Annotated in this window: 19 protein-coding genes, 2 pseudogenes and 1 riboswitch; of the genes and pseudogenes, 5 read left to right on the top strand and 16 right to left on the bottom strand. The window is 31.4% G+C overall.

The window, feature by feature from the left end:
- Positions 1-35 precede the first annotated feature (35 nt).
- From B2694_RS11175 to B2694_RS11130, 10 genes are all read right to left on the bottom strand, one after another.
- Positions 36-1,256, bottom strand: a complete 1,221-nt coding sequence (locus B2694_RS11175) for an alpha/beta hydrolase-fold protein (protein ID WP_346885806.1) — start codon at positions 1,254-1,256, stop codon at positions 36-38.
- A 259-nt stretch (positions 1,257-1,515) separates the two neighbouring features.
- Positions 1,516-2,361 carry a GNAT family N-acetyltransferase gene (locus B2694_RS11170; RefSeq protein WP_346885805.1) on the bottom strand — a complete coding sequence of 282 codons (846 nt, stop codon included), beginning with the start codon at positions 2,359-2,361 and terminating at the stop codon, positions 1,516-1,518.
- A gap of 197 nt (positions 2,362-2,558) precedes the next feature.
- Entirely contained in the window at positions 2,559-3,416 is an 858-nt protein-coding gene (locus B2694_RS11165; RefSeq protein WP_346885804.1) for an AraC family transcriptional regulator, read from the bottom strand.
- Between the two features lie 127 nt (positions 3,417-3,543).
- Positions 3,544-4,077: a GNAT family N-acetyltransferase gene (locus B2694_RS11160; RefSeq protein WP_346885803.1), complete on the bottom strand. Its 534-nt coding sequence runs from the start codon at positions 4,075-4,077 to the stop codon at positions 3,544-3,546.
- Between the two features lie 228 nt (positions 4,078-4,305).
- Positions 4,306-4,995, bottom strand: coding sequence for a radical SAM protein (locus B2694_RS11155; RefSeq protein ID WP_346885802.1), 690 nt, complete (start codon positions 4,993-4,995; stop codon positions 4,306-4,308).
- Between the two features lie 18 nt (positions 4,996-5,013).
- Positions 5,014-5,721 (bottom strand): B3/4 domain-containing protein, encoded by a 708-nt coding sequence (locus B2694_RS11150; RefSeq protein WP_346885801.1) that lies wholly within the window; start codon positions 5,719-5,721, stop codon positions 5,014-5,016.
- 106 nt (positions 5,722-5,827) lie between these two features.
- Positions 5,828-5,923, bottom strand: a riboswitch (guanidine-I (ykkC/yxkD leader).
- Between the two features lie 234 nt (positions 5,924-6,157).
- The gene (locus B2694_RS11145; protein ID WP_346885800.1) at positions 6,158-7,282 is read right to left on the bottom strand and encodes a radical SAM protein; all 1,125 of its coding nucleotides are present in this window, start codon (positions 7,280-7,282) and stop codon (positions 6,158-6,160) included.
- Between the two features lie 241 nt (positions 7,283-7,523).
- The gene (locus tag B2694_RS11140) at positions 7,524-9,308 is read right to left on the bottom strand and encodes an ABC transporter ATP-binding protein (RefSeq protein WP_346885799.1); all 1,785 of its coding nucleotides are present in this window, start codon (positions 9,306-9,308) and stop codon (positions 7,524-7,526) included.
- Positions 9,298-11,103, bottom strand: coding sequence for an ABC transporter ATP-binding protein (locus tag B2694_RS11135; protein WP_346885798.1), 1,806 nt, complete (start codon positions 11,101-11,103; stop codon positions 9,298-9,300). Before B2694_RS11135 ends, B2694_RS11140 begins: the two co-directional genes overlap by 11 nt.
- 356 nt (positions 11,104-11,459) lie before the next feature.
- Entirely contained in the window at positions 11,460-11,972 is a 513-nt protein-coding gene (locus B2694_RS11130; protein WP_346885797.1) for a pyridoxamine 5'-phosphate oxidase family protein, read from the bottom strand.
- Positions 11,973-12,013: 41 nt separating this feature from the next.
- Between B2694_RS11130 and B2694_RS11125 the strand changes: the two genes are divergently transcribed.
- The gene (locus B2694_RS11125) at positions 12,014-12,400 is read left to right on the top strand and encodes a helix-turn-helix domain-containing protein (protein ID WP_346846376.1); all 387 of its coding nucleotides are present in this window, start codon (positions 12,014-12,016) and stop codon (positions 12,398-12,400) included.
- 149 nt (positions 12,401-12,549) lie between these two features.
- Here the strand turns inward: B2694_RS11125 and B2694_RS11120 are convergent, their stop codons facing one another.
- The 3 genes from B2694_RS11120 to rsgA form a co-directional block, all read right to left on the bottom strand.
- Positions 12,550-13,392 carry a nitroreductase family protein gene (locus tag B2694_RS11120; protein WP_346885796.1) on the bottom strand — a complete coding sequence of 281 codons (843 nt, stop codon included), beginning with the start codon at positions 13,390-13,392 and terminating at the stop codon, positions 12,550-12,552.
- A gap of 113 nt (positions 13,393-13,505) precedes the next feature.
- Complete coding sequence (locus B2694_RS11115) at positions 13,506-13,973, bottom strand: flavodoxin domain-containing protein (protein WP_346885795.1); 468 nt, start codon at positions 13,971-13,973, stop codon at positions 13,506-13,508.
- 3 nt (positions 13,974-13,976) lie between these two features.
- Complete coding sequence (gene rsgA / locus B2694_RS11110; RefSeq protein ID WP_346885794.1) at positions 13,977-15,047, bottom strand: ribosome small subunit-dependent GTPase A; 1,071 nt, start codon at positions 15,045-15,047, stop codon at positions 13,977-13,979.
- Positions 15,048-15,912: 865 nt separating this feature from the next.
- On the opposite strand from rsgA, the gene B2694_RS11105 reads away from it, so the two are divergent.
- On the top strand, positions 15,913-16,413 hold the full coding sequence (locus B2694_RS11105; RefSeq protein WP_346885793.1) for a DUF4489 domain-containing protein: 501 nt from the start codon (positions 15,913-15,915) through the stop codon (positions 16,411-16,413).
- A gap of 481 nt (positions 16,414-16,894) precedes the next feature.
- Here the strand turns inward: B2694_RS11105 and B2694_RS11100 are convergent.
- A pseudogene (locus B2694_RS11100) lies at positions 16,895-17,235 on the bottom strand (DUF1048 domain-containing protein).
- Between the two features lie 9 nt (positions 17,236-17,244).
- Positions 17,245-17,493 (bottom strand): annotated as a pseudogene (locus B2694_RS11095) (DUF1048 domain-containing protein); the annotation flags it as partial.
- A 211-nt stretch (positions 17,494-17,704) separates the two neighbouring features.
- Here B2694_RS11095 and B2694_RS11090 point away from each other — a divergent pair.
- Positions 17,705-18,247, top strand: a complete 543-nt coding sequence (locus B2694_RS11090; protein ID WP_346885792.1) for a nitroreductase family protein — start codon at positions 17,705-17,707, stop codon at positions 18,245-18,247.
- A 75-nt stretch (positions 18,248-18,322) separates the two neighbouring features.
- Here B2694_RS11090 and B2694_RS11085 read toward each other — a convergent pair whose 3' ends face one another.
- A complete protein-coding gene (locus B2694_RS11085) occupies positions 18,323-19,537 on the bottom strand; it encodes an FAD-dependent oxidoreductase (RefSeq protein WP_346885791.1) in 1,215 nt (404 codons plus the stop codon).
- 532 nt (positions 19,538-20,069) lie between these two features.
- On the opposite strand from B2694_RS11085, the gene B2694_RS11080 reads away from it, so the two are divergent.
- Both B2694_RS11080 and B2694_RS11075 read left to right on the top strand, forming a co-directional pair.
- Positions 20,070-20,570, top strand: a complete 501-nt coding sequence (locus tag B2694_RS11080; protein ID WP_414632730.1) for a cupin domain-containing protein — start codon at positions 20,070-20,072, stop codon at positions 20,568-20,570.
- Positions 20,571-20,870: 300 nt separating this feature from the next.
- On the top strand, positions 20,871-22,748 hold the full coding sequence (locus B2694_RS11075; protein ID WP_346885790.1) for a S8 family peptidase: 1,878 nt from the start codon (positions 20,871-20,873) through the stop codon (positions 22,746-22,748).
- The last annotated feature ends 39 nt before the right edge of the window (positions 22,749-22,787 follow it).

Below are 22,787 nucleotides of genomic sequence, written 5' to 3'. Positions count from 1 at the left end.
GTGAAAGTGCACTATTATAGTATTTAGCCATATATTTAATAGCAAGTTTCTCCTATTAATGAAATTAATCCATTAGCCAATGTTTCACCCCATGATAAGTAATCATGTCCACTATTGAAATACTCAAAATAGACATCGTATCCCTTTTCTATTAAAACATCTTTTAATATATTATTTGTACCAATCATACCTTCTTTATGTTCTAGAACCCCTACATTTAAATAAAACTTAAGTGGTAACTTTTCTATTGTCTTAAATTTAGTACTTATCCAACAATCTAGTTCATGACCATCATGATCTTTTGGTTTATACCAATAGGAACCTGATTGAGAAAGTACATTTCCAAAAACTTCGGAATGTTTTAATCCTAAATATGATGCCGTCAATCCACCTAAACTTAATCCTCCAATTATAGCCTCATCAGCTTGACCAGAAATATTATAATTATTTCTAATCCATGGAAGTAGTTCTTTAACAATCATATCTCCAAAGGCATCATCACAACTTAATTCTTTATCTCTCATTCCTATAGAGCCAATAAATATTGCAACTATAGGTTCAATTTTTTTATCTGCTATTACATTATCTATTACATTTCTAGCTGAAAGAATATTAATGTACTCCTCCGCGTCAGTTAGAACTAAAAACTTATAAGGTTTATCATCTTCATCATAACCATAAGGTGTATAAATAGTAACTCTACGACTACCTTCTATATTTTCACTATAAAACTCGTGTTCATGTATGATTCCTTTATGAGTATCATTTCTTTCTTTAACCCAAAATTCTTCCTCTGCATTTGGCATTACTACATATGAATCCACTTCATCCTCTTCATTTTCTTCTTTAAAAACTAATATATTTTTATTTAACTTATCATATTCTAAGTTATTCCATCTCTTTTCACAATTAACATCAAGAGAATCATTAACAGAAAAAGAGTATTGAAAGCGTAATTTGCTATTAATTTCATAGCTTGCATACCATATATCTGTATCTAAAAGTCTCTCCATTTTATTTTCCTCTAAGTTATCTCTCCCTATTGGTAATATAAGAACTATATTTTCAATATCTCCATTGCCCTTATAAACAAAAGTAACTAAACTATTTTCTGAATCACCATCTATCTTCTCTATTAATGGAGCATTACCTTTCTCAATGTTATTCCAAAACACTTGTATAGCTTCAGTGTTTCCTAATTCAATCTTTTCTTTTAATTTCATAATTACTGAACTCTTTAGCATTGTTCTTTTCATATTTTTTCACTCCTCTATTTCTTATAACTCTATATATCTAAATGACTCCTTTTTCATCCATATATAAACCAAAGTACATGTTAAACTTATTAGTCATCAACTCTACTCAATTGCCTATAACATCAGTTGTATGCATGCTTAAAATCCCCTTAATATATATTTCTATAACCTACTTATTTTTCAATATACGCATGCTATAATACCACAATATATTACCCGAGTTGAGTAGCCAGCCTTATGTTATGTCAGATCAATAAAATCATATCTTCAAAAGCATTTCATACTGACTAACACTATATTCAAACCCTAATTGGAGTAAAAAGTTTTTAGTCGATTCAGATTGATCCTCTACGTTAAGAACGCTGATTTTATGTGATTCTGTATTTTTTATCATATCTGTCATTATACTTCTTGCAATTCCTTTACCCCTATAATCCTTATTCACTGCTATTTGTGGAATATCTCCTGTTTTCTTATCAATAATGCCATAGCCGACAATGTTGTTATCAAAACGCACAATAGAATATTGAAATGCTTCTGGTATAGCGCTTATAGAATCAATAGAATTCTGCCACGATGGCTCAAAATCCCAAAATCCTGTTAATTGTCTTAAGTTAATTTTGTCAACATGTTCAACCATATAGGTTGTTATTGGATTATATTTATTTTTATCTAGATGAAAACATTGGAACTCTCTTTGAATCTCGAAGCCTTGTTTTTTATATAGTTCAACCGCAGATGTATTAGATTTAATTACTTCAAGTAAGTATTGCTCTACTTGCTTTTCTTTAAGCTCTTTTTTGATATTTAAAAGCATATTGCTTGTGATACCTTGTCTTCTATATTCAACTGTAACGCCTGTCCCAAGATCATATACTGTTGATTTTCCATTCCAATTTCTAAATCCATTTAAAACGAATCCAACTAACATTTCACTTTTAAATGCACCTATGGACATTTCGGAGACATAACCCCTTCTTTGAAGCATTTGCTTAAACTTCCAGATAGGTAAATCCATCTTAACCTGATAATCAGAAAATGCATCTGAAAACGTTTTATGAAGTGTTTCAATACTTGTTTTATCTAATATTTTATAACTAAACATTTCTTATCTTCTCCTTTATATTATATCATCTTTTAATTTGGCCATAAGTTTGTCAATATTCTTGAAAAAATATTTCTTTAAAGATATGCTTAATATTTATCTTATATGTGTTCTTTTAGTATATCACATTAACATTTGCTAATTACATAAAAAACCAATACTTAATAACACTAAGCATTGGTTTTTTTACCTTTAAATTATTTTTTCTTAACAGGAATCCAAATTTCGCTGTAATAATTTTCATCCTGATTACCCTTTGGATAATCAGCTATATTTGTATACATTTCAATGTTATAACCAGCTGCAATTTCATAATCCTTACAGTTAGGTAGCCATTCTGAGAAGATTTTTTGGTTTACATCTTGCAATGATTTTGGCATTGCACCCTTGCAGGCAAAAACAGCCCAAGTGTGTTTAGGAATAATCTTTGTAATAAAACCCTCTGGAGTTAATGTGGATGGAATATAATTATCGGCAATCAAGTATTCAAATTCATCTGAACCCATACTCTCATCAATGCATACACCGTACATTCCGCACACAACTTTACCCTTTCCTGTTTGATAATGCTCTGTCCAAAACTGTGGAATTTCTCTAGTTGCACTATCATATTTAAATACCTTTGATACTCCCATGACTGTAAATGAATCTTTTTCAACAATTTTGTAATCCATAATATAACCGCCTTCCAATGAAAATTTGATTTTTAAGGTCCCAAAAGATTTAATCATTGCTCCGTCTTTTCGAACTGCAGTAGGTGTGACACCATGGAAACGAGTAAAGGCTTTTGTGAAACTATCTGGTGAGTTATAGCCATATTTCACTGCAATATCAATAATTTTCTCATCAGTAGATACAAGCTCACTGCCGGCAATAGTAAGCCTACGTTGTCTAATATACTCTCCAACCGTAAAACCACAAAGCATTGCAAATCCTTTTTCGAAATAAAAAGGTGACACCAAAGCCTGTGTTGCAATTTTCTCCATTGTAAGTTCCTCGGTGATATTTTCCTCGATGTAACTAATAGCTTCACCAATACATTCAATCCATCCCATACTCATCACTCCTGTCTACATTTATATCATATTGCTTTTCACGCAGTTATTCCCGACTTTTTTTGTTATGTTTTGTCTGGAAGATTAATTTTTAAAGCTTGGTCAACATCATCGCGCCGTAGATAGATTATGTTAAATTGATTGTATAAAGGGAATATATATTATGCAAATATTTTTTATCTCTAAATAATTCATATGTTGAACCAGATAAAACAAATCCAAGATTTTCAACAAGATGAATTGACCTTTTATTGTCAATATAAATGCATGCACTTATCTCTTTTATTTTCATATTTATAATGGCGAATGTTATAATTTCTTTAATCGCTTCTTGCATATAACCATTTCCCCAAAATTCTTCTTTAAGATCATAACCAATTTCAACTTTATACTCTCTTTTATTCCAACAATGAAACCCACATGTACCCATTTTAATCCCATCTGATTTTCTTATTATAATCCAAGGATTCTGTAATCGTGGTTCCTGCTGTGTATAAAAATTAATAATTTCATCTGTACCTTCAGCATCAGTTAATGGCTCTGCATAAAATAGATGCCTATTAACTACGTCATCAGAAAATTCACTAAATATAAAATCTCTGTCATCACTGGATATGTTTTTAAGAACTAATCTTTCTGTTTCTATATTATTAAAAAACATCATTTCCTCCTTTTTTATAAAAAATTTACCATTAGTAACTTTATATGTACAACTCTTCATAATATAATACCATTATTTACTATAACTGTACATATTTTAAGAATTAATGACACAACTTAATCCATAATATTCTTACTAATTTTTAATACTTATTAAAAATTAAGAGAATCCTTTTTACATTTAGGATTCTCTTAAAATATTTATAATTTATATTTAATATGAGCATTACTAAATATTTAGTAATGAATTTGAAATTTCCTCAAATCTTTCATCAGATATACCAAGTTTTTTCTTAAACCTTTCATCTTCTAATCTTTCAATAATTACCTTGTTAGGAGATATTTCTTTAATAACACTTTTTAGTTTCTGTATGGATTCTTCATCATCGTTATAGCCCTTTAGAATAGTTACTTCTAATATAAATTTACCTTTATATTGCTCTCTAAAAGCTTTCATATTTGAAATATGACTCTCAAAAGTGTATCCTTCAATTGGCCTTTGGATTTTTTGGAAATCTTCATTTGAAGCAACCTTTATTTCACCAATAACTTCCTCGCACATATTTGCAATTTCTTTAAATTCTGGTAAGTTTAGGATATAACCGTTTGATAATAGCTTCACTGGCAACCCTTTACCTTTAATAATATTAATTATATCAATAATATTTTCATTCACTAAAGCTTCTCCTTTTGAATTAATAAAAACTAATTCAGCTTTAGTTTTTTCTATCACGCTTTCCAGTTCTTTTAATGAACTATCCATTTCATCAAAGGACTTCTGGGTATCTACCTTATTTTGCGATCTTCCAATAGGACAAAATATACAATCAAAGTTACAATGTTTTTCTGGAAGTATATTAACTTCTAATATTCTTTTCCCATCTTCACTATAAATATCTTTATAACTGAAACCACTCATTAACTTATCCTCCTCAAATTAAAGTATTGTTACTTCTTTATTGTTAATATCAAGAATTGAGACCTTACATGTTCCTCCTAAATTATCTTGTACTGCTTTCTCTAAATCTTTTAAAGCATTTTCGAACTCTTCTGTTCTTTTTTCATCAATTAATTCAATACACAAAAAAGCATTTTTTGTATTTTCAGTAAGCATGGTTCTTACTGATTCACGCCAATTCCAGCACCTACAAATTGCTCCCTCATTATCTTTATATACTATTTCACCTTCGTATGGTGGTTCACTTTTATCCGTTCCTAATACTACAAAATTTTCATTTCCAACAGCCTTAGTTAATCTTATGTCCCCAACAAATGTATCTATATCCTCACCACCACAAGGAAGTGCATATGTTAATGAAACAGAGTTATAAATATCAACAAGTGGATTAATAGTCCCTAATTGATTTCCATTATGCACTCTCTTTAGTAACGCCTCAATTGATGACCTTGCACCCTTCTTTGTTTTAAACTTTTTAAACGCCTCTCTCCATACTTTTATAACTTCGTTACTGCTAAATTCTGCGTTTTGCAAATACTTTAAGGCTTCCTTTTCTGAATTTAAAATCATGTTTTTATATGCCTCTTTATCCTTTATAGTATTATCTATACCATAACAAACAATTACTCCGATTTTCGCACTTGGAAATAGGCTCCAAAATTCATTTTCAATGACAAACTTTTTCATTAGAAATCCTCCTTTAATTAGTAGTAGTTAAGATTAGTATAATAATATCTCATGACTTATTCAAAAGAAATAAAAATAAAAAAGCCATAAGTGATATTATTAAAATATCTCCCAGGCTTTTATCCTTCCGTGTACACAATTAACTGTGCGTTTTCTCTCGGACCTGCCAGTTATAAACTGCGGAACCCTAGAAAACTTAAATATTAAACTATTTTGTAATTTATAATTTACTTTAGCACAGTAGTCTATTTAGGTCAATTTATTTTTTATTTGAAAAATTTCACTGTGGATAGTAATCTTTCCATACCATTGAAAACTGAATACCATCAACCAATGTTATAAATATATTTCCACCCACAAAAGCCCTAGAGTGTGCATAATTACATTCTAGGGCTTGAAACCATTGATATGATTTTAATAAACTCCATTTATCTAATTAGAAAAATAGCTCTCCTACTTTATAGCCCTCAGGTAGTTCTTCTTCACATAAAAATTTGAAGTTATCATCCTTCAGTATTGGTAAAAATACTTCGTATGGTATCCTTGAAAACTCACAGCCATAGCTACTAGCTCCGAACCACTTACCTTCTTTGCTACTCAAGTTTAAATTTCTCGCAAATTTTGTATGATTTGAGCAATCATGAACTGCTAAATCCCAGTTTTCCTCCTCAGCTATTTTCATGAATTTAAGAGTTAATTCTCTGCTCCAAGTTGGAGAAATATAGCCATGTCTGGAAATATACATATTTTCGCCTTCATAATTGTGTATGTTGTTCTCATTTAAATGTAGCTCTGCACAATTTATAAAATCCAGATTTGTGTCTAAAATTGCTTCTTTTTTCTCAAAGAATCCTTCAAAAAACTCAGGAGTCATTGGAGTTTCAATACCCACATTTTTAATATATTTTTTAGCAAGTCCAATATTTTTTATAACTTTATCTGCACAATTAGTTGCCCCTAGGTTGAATCTTATCTCGTCAAGGCCAGCTTCTGCTAATGCCTTCAAAGTTTCTTCCGTAGCTAAAGTACCATTGGTGTATAAATGTTGATGAACACCTGCCTCACTAAACTTCTTTATAACAGGATAGTACTTTTCAATTTCCATAAAAGGTTCTAAATAAACATAGCATACCCCAGTAGGCTTCTTATGGATGGAAAGAAGTAAATCTATATCCTTCTCATAAAACTTTGTACCTCCGATTTCCCACATACCTTCACCTATAGGAGGCTGATCCTCTAATTCTCCATAGTTATAGCAGAACTTACACTCTATGTTACATTTGTTGGTTTTTCTAATTGCACTTAAGCCAGTTCCCATAAGACAAGAACGGCATCCCATTGCAAACTTTCTTTCATTTCCCACAAAATAAGTTCTATTCCCAAGAGTTTTTAAGTCTTTAATTTCTGACATTAGGATATTATTTCTATGATCAATTGACTCCTCTATTTGTGCAAAGGTAGCGTATATGATTTCCTGTTGTTTTGTCATAAGCTCCTCATCCTCTGGCAGCATGGCAAAAAACTCAAACCACATCAACGCATCTTCTTTTGAAATTTTCATTATGTATCCTCCTCTAATTTATCTTCTTAAAGATTCAATCTGAATTCTTCTTGTTATGCTTTTTCACGTATTCTTCTTCAAAAGTCATACTCATTCGCTTTATTATATCACTTTCATTGTTTCCTTACTATGTCTTTGGAAACATATAACTTTTTGCACTTAAAAATAACCCTGATTTCTCAAGGTTCTAAATGTGTTTCCTTTTAAACAAACTCTTTTGAATATCTCTATTTTCATCATATTAGTTTTCTACATACCACTTACTTTGAGAACTATACAGTTCTTGATACTTTCCTTTTACACTAATTAATTCTTTGTGAGTTCCTATTTGAACAACTTTACCTTGATCCATTACAACTACCCTATCTGCCATTTTAGTTAGAGATAAGCGATGGGTAACAATAAAAGATGTTTTTCCTTTTGATAACTCAATAAATTTCATATATAATTTAGATTCTTCTACTGGATCAATTGCAGCTGTAGGCTCATCAAGAAGAATCATATTATGTTTTTTATAAAATCCTCTTGCAATAGCTACTCTTTGCCAAAGTCCTCCTGAAAGATCCACACCATCAAAATCTCGTGAAAGCATTGTATTCATACCCTGTGGAAATACTTTGGAATTCACATTTAAATCAGCTTCTTTTAATGAGTTCTGAGCACATTGGTTTATCAAAGTTGCTGATGTATCACTTATAATGATATTATCCTGCAGTGTCATCTTGTAGCGTTGGTAGTCCTGGAATACACTAGAAATATTACTCATCAAGGTTTTAGGATCTAACCCTCTAGTATCTTCACCGTTAAAATATACACTACCTTTATTAGGTAAATAAATCCCAGAAATCAGCTTTACTAATGTACTTTTCCCAGCACCATTTTCTCCTACAATAGCTATGACTTCCTCACTATGAAACTTTATAGATACCTTTGAAATAACATCTTTCTTACTCCCTGGATAACTAAAGGAAACATCCTTAAGCTCAATGGCTGGAGCTTTTTCATAGTTAATTTGCTTTCCTACTGATTCTTTTATATTCATAAATTTAAGATAGTTATCCACAGTACCAATCTGTTTCATTGAGTTTCCTATTATATAGCAAATCATCTGTTCTAACATATTCATAATCATTCCAGTTGAAGCTAAAATAGCACCAAAGTTTCCTACTGAAATGGAACCATCAAGAAGATACCTAACAAGTAATAGCAGGGTAATTACATGTCCCAATAACACGGGAATTTTAAATAACAATTCAATCCTTATTGATTTAACTTGAGTCTTCATTGTAACATTATTTAGAGTTTGCAATCTATTCTTATATCTCTTAATAAAGAAATTGTATGCTCCAAGTAATCTTGTTTCCTTAAATTTTTCTTTGCCAATGATGCATTCCCCATAATGATCACATTCTCTACGCAAGGGTGCAGCCTTATCTTCCAGTCTAGCATATAATTTACTTTTAAACATTTGAGAGAACATAATGGGAATGGAAAATAAAAAAATGATTATAATTAAGTTTGGTTTTAAGCTATAAAGGTATACACCGATAATTAAAAAATAAGGGATATAGATTAGTGTAGCATCCACAATTCCTGTTATAAGTGATACACTATTTTTTACACCCTTCTGTGCCTTATTTATATCATCTAAAAAAGAAGTTTCCTCAAAACTAGCTGTTTGCTGCATGGCACATTTATCATTAAACATCTTTTCAAGTTTTCCTATCACCTTACGTTCATAGTCTAAACAAAAAACTGTACTTAGTCCATTTAATACTGGGTTTGCCAAAATACAAAGGATAAGTAATATAAGAGAACTCAATACTCCACTTAATACTGTTTTTCCAGCAACATATTGACCAACAAGGCTAAAAAAGTTGTCAAGGGCCAAGGTATTAAGAGCAAGTGTTAAACCGAGTAGTAAGTCAATGATGCAAATAAATAGAAAATACATTGGACAGGCACCAATTACCTTTCGAAATCCTTGAACAATTATACTGCAGTCAGATTTTCTATTAGTTTTCATTCTCATACCACCTCCTCTGACTATTGAACATTTCAGCATAAGAACCATTGATTTTCATCAGTTCATCAAAATTACCTTGTTCACTTACAGTTCCCTCTTCAATTACATATATAACATCTGCAAGTTTCGTTGAAGCTAATCGATGGCTAATGAGAAGTGTGGTCTTCCCATGATTAATTTTTTCAAAGTTCTCATAAAGTTGACTCTCTTTCACTGGATCTAGCGCTGCCGTTGGCTCATCCAAAATTCTTAAGGAAGCATTACTTACTAGTGTTCTTGCAATGGCAACTCGCTGCCATTGTCCACCTGATAAATCAATACTCTCTTTAACAATTCTCCCAATAGAGCTATCTATACCTTTAGGTAATTCTTGTACTAACTCCTTTAATCCACTTTCTTCAATTGCTTCTTCAAGGCGTTGAGTGCTATAACTATTTACATCTCCTAATGCTATATTATCCTTCAATGAAATCTCATATTTAGCAAAGTCCTGATATACTATAGCAAACATGGATTTTAATTCTTGTTGGCTGTACGTCTTAATTGAAATGCCATTGATAAGAATATCTCCTTCAAATTCCTCATATAATCCCGTTAGTAGTTTAGTGATTGTTGTCTTTCCGGAACCATTAGCACCAACAAGAGCATAGTGCATTCCTTTCTCAATGACAAGATTAAGGTTTTTCAATACATCACGCTTAGTTCCTGGATATTTAAATGTTACATTCCTAAATTCTATTCGATACAATGTAGTTGGATTCTCTGATGGAACGCACAAGTACTCATTCTTATACTTTAATGACAATAGCTTCGTAAAATCTTCTAAATACTCTTTTGATTCAGCTATAGCCTCAGTATACTCTGGCAATTGCCAAGCCAAATCTGGAATTAATGACAGAATACTATTAACAATTGAAATAAAGAGTCCTATAGACAATAAACCTGTTTTTAATGGAAATACAAGAATTAAAATAATAACTGCTATCAGTAAGGAGGTTAAGGTTCCACCAATTTCAGACTCCTTTAACCATTTTAAACTGGCTTTAAACTTAATACTCCTGGCAACTTCGTATTGCTTATGCCACCAATCATTAACCTGCTTTGAGAAGTTAAAAAGAGTTCTTTCTTTAGCAGCATTTCTTCCTGTTAGAATTTCTGATAGGTACCCCGCTTTTCTTATATGTTTTTCACACTCTCTATTTGCTTCATAATTTTCTTTGCCGCCCCTTATAGCAATACGAAATGTTGGTATTGCTATTAATGCAATTGCTAATGCAGCCCAGGCAACGTTAAAGAGAAGAACGCTCATAATCCCTATGATTTTTAGTATTAGACTAAATGCTCCCAATGCTTGTCCATAAGACTTAACACATTGGGTCTCAGGTTGTCTAGAAACTCTAGATATTAAATCTAAGCTTGAGTCATCCTCAAGATATTCATATTTTAGTGATGCAATCCTACCTATTAAAGAAACAGAAAAATTCTCCATTAAACTATTTTCAAGCTTCCTATTAAGATACTCCATCAATAAAGGCGAAAAACTCAAATACACTGTACATAAAATAATTGCCAATACTGACATTTTGATATGAGTTTCACCCAAGCCTTCTGTGAAAAACAATATTGAAGAATTGATGAAATGTGAAGTGGCTAAAAGTGAAAGTGTTGGAACTATACCACTAAAAAAACTAACAACAGCAATTGAAATAGTATAAAAGGGGCAGTAATGAACTGGAATTCCAATGATATCAAGGATCCCAAGTTTCTTTTTCGAGAACAAATTATATTTTGACATTTAATCCCCCCTAGTACAATATGTTTAGACCAAATTTTATTAACTGTTACTATATTATATAATATAAGGTAGTCTTTTACAATAAAGTTCAATATGTTGCACATGCTTTTCATTCCTTCTGCAAGTACACTATGATGGCATTGGTATTCTACGGTCTATAATATGGTTAAAATTGTAGTTTATACAAAGAACTTCCTTTTTGCTTATTTTATTTATTGGTTTAAAGATAAAAAGAAACGGCGGCTCTGATATCACAAAACCACCGCAAGTAAAATATTAGAGTGCAGAAACTTCTCTGCACTAAGAACGATTTTTTTCTTTATGAAAGTGTCAGTCAACTAACCGTAATGTAAATGCTAATAGAGTTCATTTTTATTGTTAGCACCAGGAGTAGTGACAATAACTTTCTCCGGAGTAATAATCAATGCACCTTTTGCAGTAAGTTCTCCCTTAAACATATCAGAAACTATCTTCTTAAATGTGTCAACCATTGGTCCTTCAGTAATATATTGAGCAGTACCCTTAATCTGATACCCCTCCATTGTGGATGAGTTACTGGCTGAAACCGCAATTTTTCCGTTTGCTCTGATGTTGTTTAATGTAGTTTCCAAAAATACATCCCCAACTACCAGCTTACCATCATCTGTCACGTCCTTAAATGCTACAGGTACAGCATTTGGCTCAGTTGAATAGGTTGCCAGATACCACATCTGTTCTTTAAATAGTTTAATTACTTTTTCATTCATATAAATTCCTCCTTTATTTGCTAATAGCTTAAGCATAGATTTATTATATTCTTCATACTCATTCTCCAAAAGATATAAGCAAATTATTGAGTTACTATTAAATTTAATAGTAACTTGTTGCATTAGAGTATTAGAATTATAATTTATAAATGGAGGTGAAAAAAATGTATCAACCTAAATTAGAAAAAGATATTCGCTGCCCTCTTGAATATGGACTGGAAATATTCGGTGGAAAATGGAAATCACGTATCATCTGTGTATTAGCTGAAAAGAAAATCTTGCGATATAGTTCCTTAAGAAAAGAAATGATGAATATTACTGATGCTGTTCTGTCAGCTACATTGAAAGAGCTGATTGCTGATGAAATTGTACACCGCCAATCCTACGACGAAATTCCTCCCAGAGTAGAATACACTTTGACGCACAAGGGACAATCAGTAGTTCCAATACTTCAAAGTATTTGTCACTGGTCAGGGGCATATCACAAAGAAGATTCTGAACACATAATGGTACAATGCCAAAAGTGTGATTATATATTTGAAAATAAATAATGTTTTCGGAAAGTAAGGACTGTATGAAAACTACATACACCATAAATACCAATTAATACTTTTGCATTTTTGTATACCCTATAAAAAACTCCCCTCAGACCGTAGTCCAAGGGGAGTTTAAACATAAATGAATTACATAATATCTTATCCTATTTTCTAATCCAAGAAAACACATATTCCATATGGTCTGGCAATTCTAATTCTGGTACACATTCTGTATCAAAGTAACCTTTGAGTCCCTTTTCTTTAACTGAAAAATCAAAGTGAGCTGCAGCAATTCCCATATCTACCCTTTGAATATCATATGGAAAACTAGCACTATATCCCGGCTGTTTATATTCATAAAAGTGACATGCATTGTCCTTTATTAGAATTCTCCAAGGCTGCTTATTTGATGCTGATGGGCCTAAGCGAACCATTTCCAAAGGAACCTCTAGTTCTCCTGCTTTTTCTTTTGTAAGAGGTGACTGAAAATCATTTATATAAAACAAATGATTCCATTCTTTACGTTGATCTGCTTTTATCATTTTTCTCATAACAATCTCTTTCATATGCTTCTTGGTAGCAGCATAACCATAGGGTGTTATGATTGGAAATATTTCATCTTCTTCTATATTCATAGCTTTTGCAAAGCCTTTACGATTAAAGGTTCCCCCTAGCCAACAGGTCCCAAGTCCAAGATGAGCTAAATAAAGAATAACTGCTTCAAGTTCATATCCTAGGGCTTCTAATGCCATTGGTTCTAATTTAATAGTTGTTCCAATATATTGCATTGACCCCTTAATAACACCATAAGTTCCAAGCTTTTCTTCATTCTTCATTTTCATATTGTCAAGATAGTGAAAGTTAACTTTTTTCCCAAAAGGATTATCCAAGGAATTAACAAAGGATTCAATTGCCTTTCTTTTATCTAGTTCAACCTCTTGTTCTTTATAATTTCTTACACTGTATCGTTTTTTTACTGATTCTTCTATTGGAAAATTAATATTCATTAATGTTTCTCCCTTCTATAATAAATATCTTTTGCTTTTACTCAACTATAATATATATATATTCTTTTGTTCTTACATAAGAATATTTATACCATGAGTTAATAACCTTAAGTTTAAAGTGAATCCAGTACCCTTATAATAAATCCTTCTGCTTCTTTAAAATCTCTTTTATTGGGATGTCCTTGTGATAATCTGCCCATAATATTAAAAAGCTTTTTGTTGGTAAAATCCTTTGCTATAAAGCTCCCCTTACAAGCAAAGCTCCCCTTGTTTATTGCTCCTTTTGACTCTAAAAGTTTAATTAACCTACTATTATAGAACTTCATCCCAACTCCACTTGTTGAAAATACAAAAACATTTTTACCTGCTAAATTCAACTTATCAACCAACTTAAAAAGCTTTGGTGAGAAACTCTCCTTGTATACTCCAGAACCAAATCCAATCAGATCATAACTTTCTATGTCTAAATCACTAACATCTCTTATATTAATTAACTCCGAATCCATTTTGTCAGCCAATATCCGTGCAATTACTTCAGTGTTTTTTTTATAATCAGAACAATATATTATCAGCGATTTCATAAATCATACCTCCCTCTTACTTTTCCTACTTTTAAATATTTCATATTGCCTTTTTTCTTTACTTAACCTTTTTATCTCACCTAACTGCTTCATATAACTTTCAAATCTTTCTTGACTTATGATACCATCTTCTATAGCTTGTTTTATTGCACAGCCTGGCTCTTTATCATGGTTGCAATCCTTAAACTTGCAATTTTCTGCTAAACTAGCTACATCCTTAAAACTTTCTTCAACTCCATTTTCATCACCCCAAAGCTGAAGCTCTCTAAGCCCTGGAGTATCAATTATCATTCCACCAGAATCATGATAAAATAGTTTCTTGCTAGTTGTTGTATGTCTACCTTTTCCATTAGCTGAACTAACAGAGCCTGTTTTCTGCTTTTCTTCCCCAAGCAAATAATTAATAATAGTTGATTTTCCTACTCCTGAAGAACCAAAGAATACTACTGTTTTACCATATGATAGGTACTCCTTAAAAAACTCCATGCCTATATTACTTATAGCACTAATGCAGTAAATAGGTATTCCTATTGCAATATCATTTACTTTTGTTTTATAGTCATCAATGTTATTACATGCATCTGCTTTATTTAGAATGATTACTGGATTTACTCCACTGTTATATGCTAATGTAATATATCTTTCTATTCTTGTGATATTAAAATTTCCATCAAGCCCACTTACAATGAAAGCTGTATCTATATTTGAAGCTACAACCTGCTCCTCAATGTGCCCTCCTACTATTATTCCATTTCTAATCTTTCTTCCACCAGATATAGGCTGTTTTCTTGCAAAACAATTCTTTCTAGGCAAAACACCTTGAATTATTCCTTGTGTGCTACCTTCTATTAACTGAACAGCTACCCAATCACCAATTGCTGGCAAGTCTTTACTGTATGCTACATTATATCTAAATTTACCTGCAAGCTTTGCAGCTATTATACCTTTTTCATAATGTAGTAAATAGTTATTTTTCTGCTGTGAAACTATTCTTCCAGCAATAAGACCTTTATTAAAATACACTCTAAATTCTTCTTCAAAATAATTATTCCAACCTAATTTTTCTAAATTCATAAAATCTTCCTTTCATCACAATAACTTATATCACTAAGCCTAATTCGTAAATTATTGCAATATCACGGCTTTATTGAACCTTCATTTATTTTAATTCCATAATATAAAACATTATTATAAGGGTTAGAACAAATTAGTTTAATCCGTCTTCTAAAAAAGGATACAAAAATCCCGCAAAGAGAATAGACCTCTTGCGGGATAATAAATTTATAGGCATAAAAAAACACAATAACCTGCATCGCGTTAAAAACCAAAATTATTTAGGCCGAACGGTTATACTCATAACATTAGCAAAAGTCAACACAAATAAATGGCATCTTCATCCATTTTTCAAAACCTTTTGCTCTATATTTAATTAGTTCAAAACCACCTCAAATATTGCTGTCATAATAACACTCCCTTCGACTTCATATTAAATTAAGCTATATTATTATACTAATTCATTATTTTTCCAATGTCAATATAATTTCTATATAAAGGTAATAATTGTTAAACATTTTGAACTAACAGTAATCCTTTCCTAAATGCTCATATATTACTGCTCAGATTCTTTCGGAGCCATTGCATGGGTGGTTGTAAAAGGTTATATTATTCTCTGTCAAAAATACTCACTACTTTTGCATATTTATATACCTCGATAAAAAATCCTATCAGCCTGTACATTCAATTTTCAAATAGCATATTTAACTCAATTTGCTTACTAAAAGCAAATATTCATAAAAAATAATCACTATTCTTCAATTATTTAATATCCTGTATTATAAGAATTTTCTAATAAACACTAAATCAGCCTACTCTTAAAAAATTCACATTAATTCTAAGTTGTATTATTAATATTTTTCAATATGCTAGGAGGAAATAATCTATGAATACAATGTCAGAAGTTGATTTAAATTATGCTCAAAGTTGTAACTGTGACTCCCAATGTCAAGTTGATTTAAAATGCGGCGAACCTGGTCAAGTAGTACTACCTGGCTCACTAGTAGGAACTACTGCTACTGTTGCTACTATCACCATAGATACTTCTAAATTCTGTAATCCATGTACAAAGCTTGAATTTACAAGTAATCTAATTGGAGTAGGTTTTTCTGGAACCTTAATATTTCAATTATTTAAATTCTGTGATAATCAACAGCCACTCCCAATAGGAGGACCATTTTCTTTTACAGTAGCAACGCCATCTCTCGTTTCTAGGACGTTCACATTCTTTTTATGTGATTGTGATTCATGTTTAAATGAATGTTGCACTTATTCTGTAATGGTGACAGTTGGTGAAGGTGATGAAGGTGCTATTACAGGTAATATCGGTATCTTCGCTGCAAGACTATCATCCATTACTGTAGATAATCCAAAACAAAACTGTTAACTAAATGTAATTTAGAACTTAAATAAATTTCTTTATTCTGATATTCTTATGTGTATAGTTTACATGATCACTTGCAGGCTAGATAATATACTTACGGTACTGAATCTGACCTGCATTTTTAGTCATAATCTTAAATATCTAATTAAATTCTCTACATCTAAAATCAACTATATATATTTCATACAAAACTTATGGTGGCAAATCAGTGGCAAATCATATTTTTATTAATATTAAAACAGCTTAAATTCGCAATTTATATAGTCAGCTTAACAACACTTTCAACATGTGTTACCACATTATTCTTATACAATTATACAAAAGGTTATTGATATAATAATCTTTTACCTTAATCCACCTCTATGAGTAGGTAACTACACTTAATACAAAGTTAGATTATACTTTTTTATATATTCTCATGGCAAAAATATAAAATACAACTATTATTGCTATACATCAAGCAAGGGTAACACATATCTCTCTTTTACTTTGTTTTATCAGTAACCTTTTTCATAGCCTTGTTAACTTCTTTGTCAACAGATTCTTGATAGATGTCAGCGTAAGTTTTTGAACCTTTGACTAAATCGTCGCAGAAAGCCACTACGTCACTTCGATCACGCCTTTCCCAAAGGCCACGCCCTCTTCAAAAATATCGATAATTCCCGTGAGTAAACCTATCCCGTCGGTTAACTCAACAGGTCCAACCTTAAAAAAATATCTTTGAATTTCTTTATAAACAATCTGAAAATCTTTCGGGAGCGCTTTAACACGCGCTACGTGCACTCTCCACTCTTTTTTGCCTTCGATGATATCTTGTATTCTCATTTTATCCTCCTATTCACCTAATTTTTTAGCAATATTATTGTTGAGTTCCTTGCGCCACTTGTCGCGAAAAGACTTTGCCCCTTCTTCGCTGACCAGAGCTGAACAGAAGCCTTTGACATCGTCACCCAAAATATCTTGTAAACCCTGAACGTCCACAGCCGTTTATTCGAGCAGGCCAAGCATACCGTCAAGAATTAGCATTAGGTTGCCACCAGTGAAATCCGAGTGTGACCAAAGATTATCCTTAATTTTTCCCCAAAAATTCATTATTTCTTCTCCTTTAACTCATTAATTTTCAATAATCTAAATACTATCTGTAGTTCATTTATTATTTATAGTTTTACTTAAAGTATAAAAAGTACATATTCACACATACTAAAATACATAGGGACGGCTACTTACATAAAATTGAGCTTTGAACTATAATTTTGAAATTTAAGAATTATTGTATTAAGGAAGGAGAATACTAATGGATTTTTATAAAGTAATTGAAAACAGAACAAGTAATAAGACCTACAAATCAACTCCTATACCAACAGAAAAACTAGATAAAATTATCAATGCTGCTTTAATGGCACCTTCATGGAAAAATAAAACTTGTTATCGATTTATTTTTATCAATGAACAAAATATAAGAGAACAAATCTCCAATACAATTATAAACAAAACTGACAAAACATCAAATGCACTTAAACAAGCGCCAATCATTGCTGTTATAGTGGCAGACCCATCGGAAAGTGGTGATGTTGATAATAAATCATATTTTATGTTAGATTGCGGTATTGCTATGGAACATCTGATATTGGCAGCAACAAATGAAGGTTATGGAACTTGCTGGGTAGGTTCTTTTGAAGAAGAAGCAGTCCGTAAGATTTTAAATATTCCTGAAAATTTCAAAGTAGTTGCAATGACTCCAATTGGTGAAACCAATGAAGATGATGAACATTATCCGCCAAAGGATATCTCACAACATATTTATTACAACAGTTGGAATAATACAAACAAGCAATAACACATTCTTATATTTCATACAAATAGTTTGTGCAACCTCTATTACAAGTTCTGCATCAACAGGGTTGCACAAATTTTAATGATCAAATCTATCTACTTTAAACAAGTTCAGATCTTTATCTACTTCTCCAGAATATAATTTACTTAACATCATTCCACCTAGCATAGCAAATAATATTCCATTTGCCCCATAACCCAAACAATACCATAATTTAGAATTAGTAGGCTCTTCACCTATAAAACCCAAATTATCTTGAGTAGATGCAAATGCTCCACAATATTTATATTCTATATCTATATTTAAGTTTGGAAATAAGCTTTTTAGTCTTTGTTCTAATATTTCATAACTTTTACTACATAACTTTTCATTATATATATCTGGTATAAAGTTTATATCCTCCCCTCCAATTATTAACCTCTTATCTCTAGTTGTTCTAAAGTAATTATAAGGAACTCTGTTATCTCTAATAACTATGTCTTTATAAATTTCCTCAATGTTATCTATTGGCCTAGTTGCAATATTAAATGTAGTAGTCTTAGTTCCAAATGTCCTTTTAGTGAAAAGTTCTGTATTATACCCTGTAGCTACAACAACAATTTTCCCTTTAACTTTATAACCGTATACAGTTTCTACGGTAACACTATCATTACTATATTTAGCATCTATAACCTCTGTGTTTTCATATGCTCTTAATCCCTCTTTACAACTGACCTCAATTAAATGATGAGTAAATTTATAGGGATCAAATACAGCTCCTCCACCTTTACCTAATACACCTGCCTTTACATCAAATAAAAAAGGATTATTATCTTCATCAATAAATTCTACGGGTAATCCAGCCTCTTTTCTAATATAATACTCTTCTTCCATCTCCTTCTTTTCTAATTTCTTAGCTGTATATAAAAAACTATCTACTCTTTTATAATCACACCTATTACCATATCTATCTATAAACTCTTGAATTTCATCTAATGCCTTTAGCCCTAACTTATATGATTTTATTACATTCTCCATACTCGTATATGCCTTTAGCTCCATAGCATTACTATCAAGCTCATATTCAAGTAATGAGGTTGTTATACTAGTACTGCCGTGACCTATTCTTGATTTCTCTAAAATAACACAATTAATATTGCTTTTACTAAAATAGTATCCTAAAATTGCCCCTGTGACTCCTCCACCTATTATTATTACTTCTGTCTCTATATCCTCTGTTAAATACTCATACTGTTTTATCGTTTTATTGATTCTTGTAAATATACAATCTCCTTGTACATATTGTGTATTCATAATAACCACCTATCTCTTATATAATTTTAATTGGTATTTTTCTTAATCCACTACTCATGCTTTTATAGATAATTTTCTAATTTTTTAATATCTCTATATTTTCAGAAACACGAATAATTCATATAACTCACTATAAAATAACGTATTTTATTAGACATACTACAATCCTTTCTTAACCATTCATACTTTGTAGCCTTATTATTTCCTAAAGTTTATGCTTATATCCAAGAAATACTAAACATATATGACAAATTTAGTTTTAAAATTTGCTAATCAAAGTTTACCCTCCTCGGGTAGTAAAATAGTTGTAGTACAGAAAAGGTAACGATATTCTGATACAAGAGATATATTAATGATAAGCCAATTATGACAAGAAAAAAATACAACTAATAGAAACTATACAGAATCAGAAATTCATGAATCCTATAATTTTAGTGCTATGACCTAGCTGTATAGTATTCCTATGAATCAATCACATTTTCCAAACTTAGAGAATACTATAATGTTATAGTTCTATGAAAGGAAGAGAAATATGTATCCTAATGAATATCTCCCTTATACTAATGAAATTGATTATGAATCAAGATTTAATTTTTTAAGATCTGAATATACTAATAGTTTTATTGAATTGAAGGATTATGGACCAGAACCCTTTGTAGTAAATATTGATGAGGCTACTAAGCAAAATGATACTTTTCGTACTGCTTTATGGACTGGAACTCATTTGCAACTTACCTTGATGAGTATCCCTGTTGGAGGAGAAATAGGTTTAGAGAGTCACCCTAACCTCGATCAATTCATACGTATTGAAGAAGGTGAAGGGCTTGTTAAAATGGGCGACAGAAAAGATAACTTAGATTTTCAAAAAGAGGTCTATGATGACTTTGCTTTCATCATACCAGCTGGTAAATGGCATAATCTAATCAATACAGGTAATACACCAATTAAACTGTACTCTATTTATGCTCCTCCTGAGCATCCACGTGATACAGTTCATATAACTAAAGCTGATTCAGACGCTGCTGAAGAGTAATTCAACCACGCTTATCAAAAGACAAAAAGAAAGCTTAGGCTGACCAAGAATTTATCTTAAATGAGCTTTCTCAGTATAATGACACAATGTGAGAACCTGCTTATGTATCAGTAAACTAGCAAATATTCCCAAAGTTGACATACTTAAAGGTAATCATAAAACCATGTATAAACCAAATGCGGTAACTCATTTTTATTGAGATACCGCATTTTAATTCTATATATATTTATTTTGTAACTACTTTAAGTCTCATTGAATAATATGAATAGATAGATATTTGGGGGAGTTGTAATTTTATAAATGAATACTCTAAGTACATCCAGAGAAATTGATCTGTGTAGAGAGGCCTACATTAGCGAAGAATATGTAACTGTATTCATTAAATATACAGGAGATTTTAATAGCCTAATTAAAGAAATAGAATATATATGTGCCTTTAACGTATCTGAGGGTGCCTACATTGCTTCTGTGAGAACTGCTAATTATACTGACTTTATAAATAGATTTAATAATATATTTAACATAGATATTAGTTTTCCTTATACCTTGTCAGCTATCGAACCAGTAGAAGCTGCTAATATAACCCAATTTCACGGAGAAACCTTTTTAAATCTTACAGGAAAAGGTACAATAGCTGCAATTATAGATACGGGTATAGATTATTTAAACCCTCAATTTCAAAATCCTGATGGAACTACAAGAATTATAGGTATATGGGATCAAACTATTCAAAGTAATAACAATGATGACCCTATAGCATTTTTTGGCACTATTTATAGCCAAGATGAAATTAATAGAGCTATTGAAGTATCAAATCAAGGTGGGAATCCTTATGATATAGTTCCTTCAAGAGATGAGTTAGGACATGGTACAAATGTAGCTGGTTTAGTTGGTGCAAGAGGATTAAACGATGTTATAGGCGGTGCTCCTGAATGTGAATTTTTAATTGTAAAACTTAAGGAATTTAAAACTAGTAACCTTAAATTAGTGGGAATTAACGATAGAAGAAGTACACCTATTTTTGAAGGTATTGATATTTATATTGCAATGAAGTTTGTAATAAATTACAATCCATCACCTTCAACAAAACCTATGAGTATTCTGATCTCTGCAGGAACAAATTGGGGTGGACATGAAGGTATTACATCTATAGAAGAAGATATTAACTTCTTTTCAACAAGAAAGGGACTTATCTTCGTAACTAACACTGGTAATCAAGGGGCTAGCTTAACACATGGTTATGGTAGATTTATAAAGAGTAATACACTTCAAACTTTAGAGATTATTGTAGGTCCAAATGAAAATAATTTAGTTCTTATGCTCTGGGTTCAAAGACCTGATGTAATATCCATTGAAATAATTTCCCCTAATGGTGAGATTGCAAAACCTATACAATCTGGCCTTGTATCTAGTAAGTTTGAGCAAGTTAATTTAATTCTTGAAAATAGTATAATTAACATTTCTTTTTTAAACCCTGAATTTGCTAGTGGAAATGAATCTATATATATAACTATTAAAAATCCCAAAGCTGGACTTTGGCAATTAAGACTTAAAGGAGATTATGTAGTTAATGGAGTATATAATCTGTGGCTGCCTCAAAGGCCACTTATACAATTAACTACTAGAGTAATAAATCCTAACCCTTATATCACACTTCAAGCACCAGCTAATGCCCAAAAATCTATAACTACCTCTTTTTACAATCAAAATAATAATACTATAGCTGTAGAATCCGGTCGAGGATTTACTGCAGATAATAGAGTAAAACCTAACTTAACTACAGGTGGAGTTATGGCTTTAACTACAGGACTAAATAATGAAAATGTATTACTTTCTGGTGGATCTGTAGCTGGAGCCGTACTGTGCGGTGCTACACTGCTTCTGCTAGAATGGGGAATACTCCTTGGAAATGACACTAACATATATGGTCCTACAGCTATTTCCTATTTCACAAGGGGTACTAGTAAAAGGTCTGGTGATATATATCCTAATCCACAATGGGGCTACGGCATGTTAAGTCTTCAAGGCTCTTTCGAAAATCTTAGGTCATCTCAACTAATTACACATTATGATGGACTCAATACTCAAAACGAGAATAACCTGCCATCTGATTTTTATATAAGAATGCCTAAAGAATTATATGTAAGAATAGATGATTCTATTGATATTATAGAGTAAGCGATGAAACCACTGGATCTTATAAAGCTAAAAAGACCG

It is taken from the genome of Clostridium sp. UBA4395 (assembly GCF_002390995.1).
Taxonomy (GTDB): Bacteria; Bacillota; Clostridia; order Clostridiales; family Clostridiaceae; genus Clostridium_J; species Clostridium_J sulfidigenes.
The sequence above is the reverse complement of the archived record's forward strand: the minus strand, read 5'-3'. Positions and strand labels throughout refer to the sequence as shown.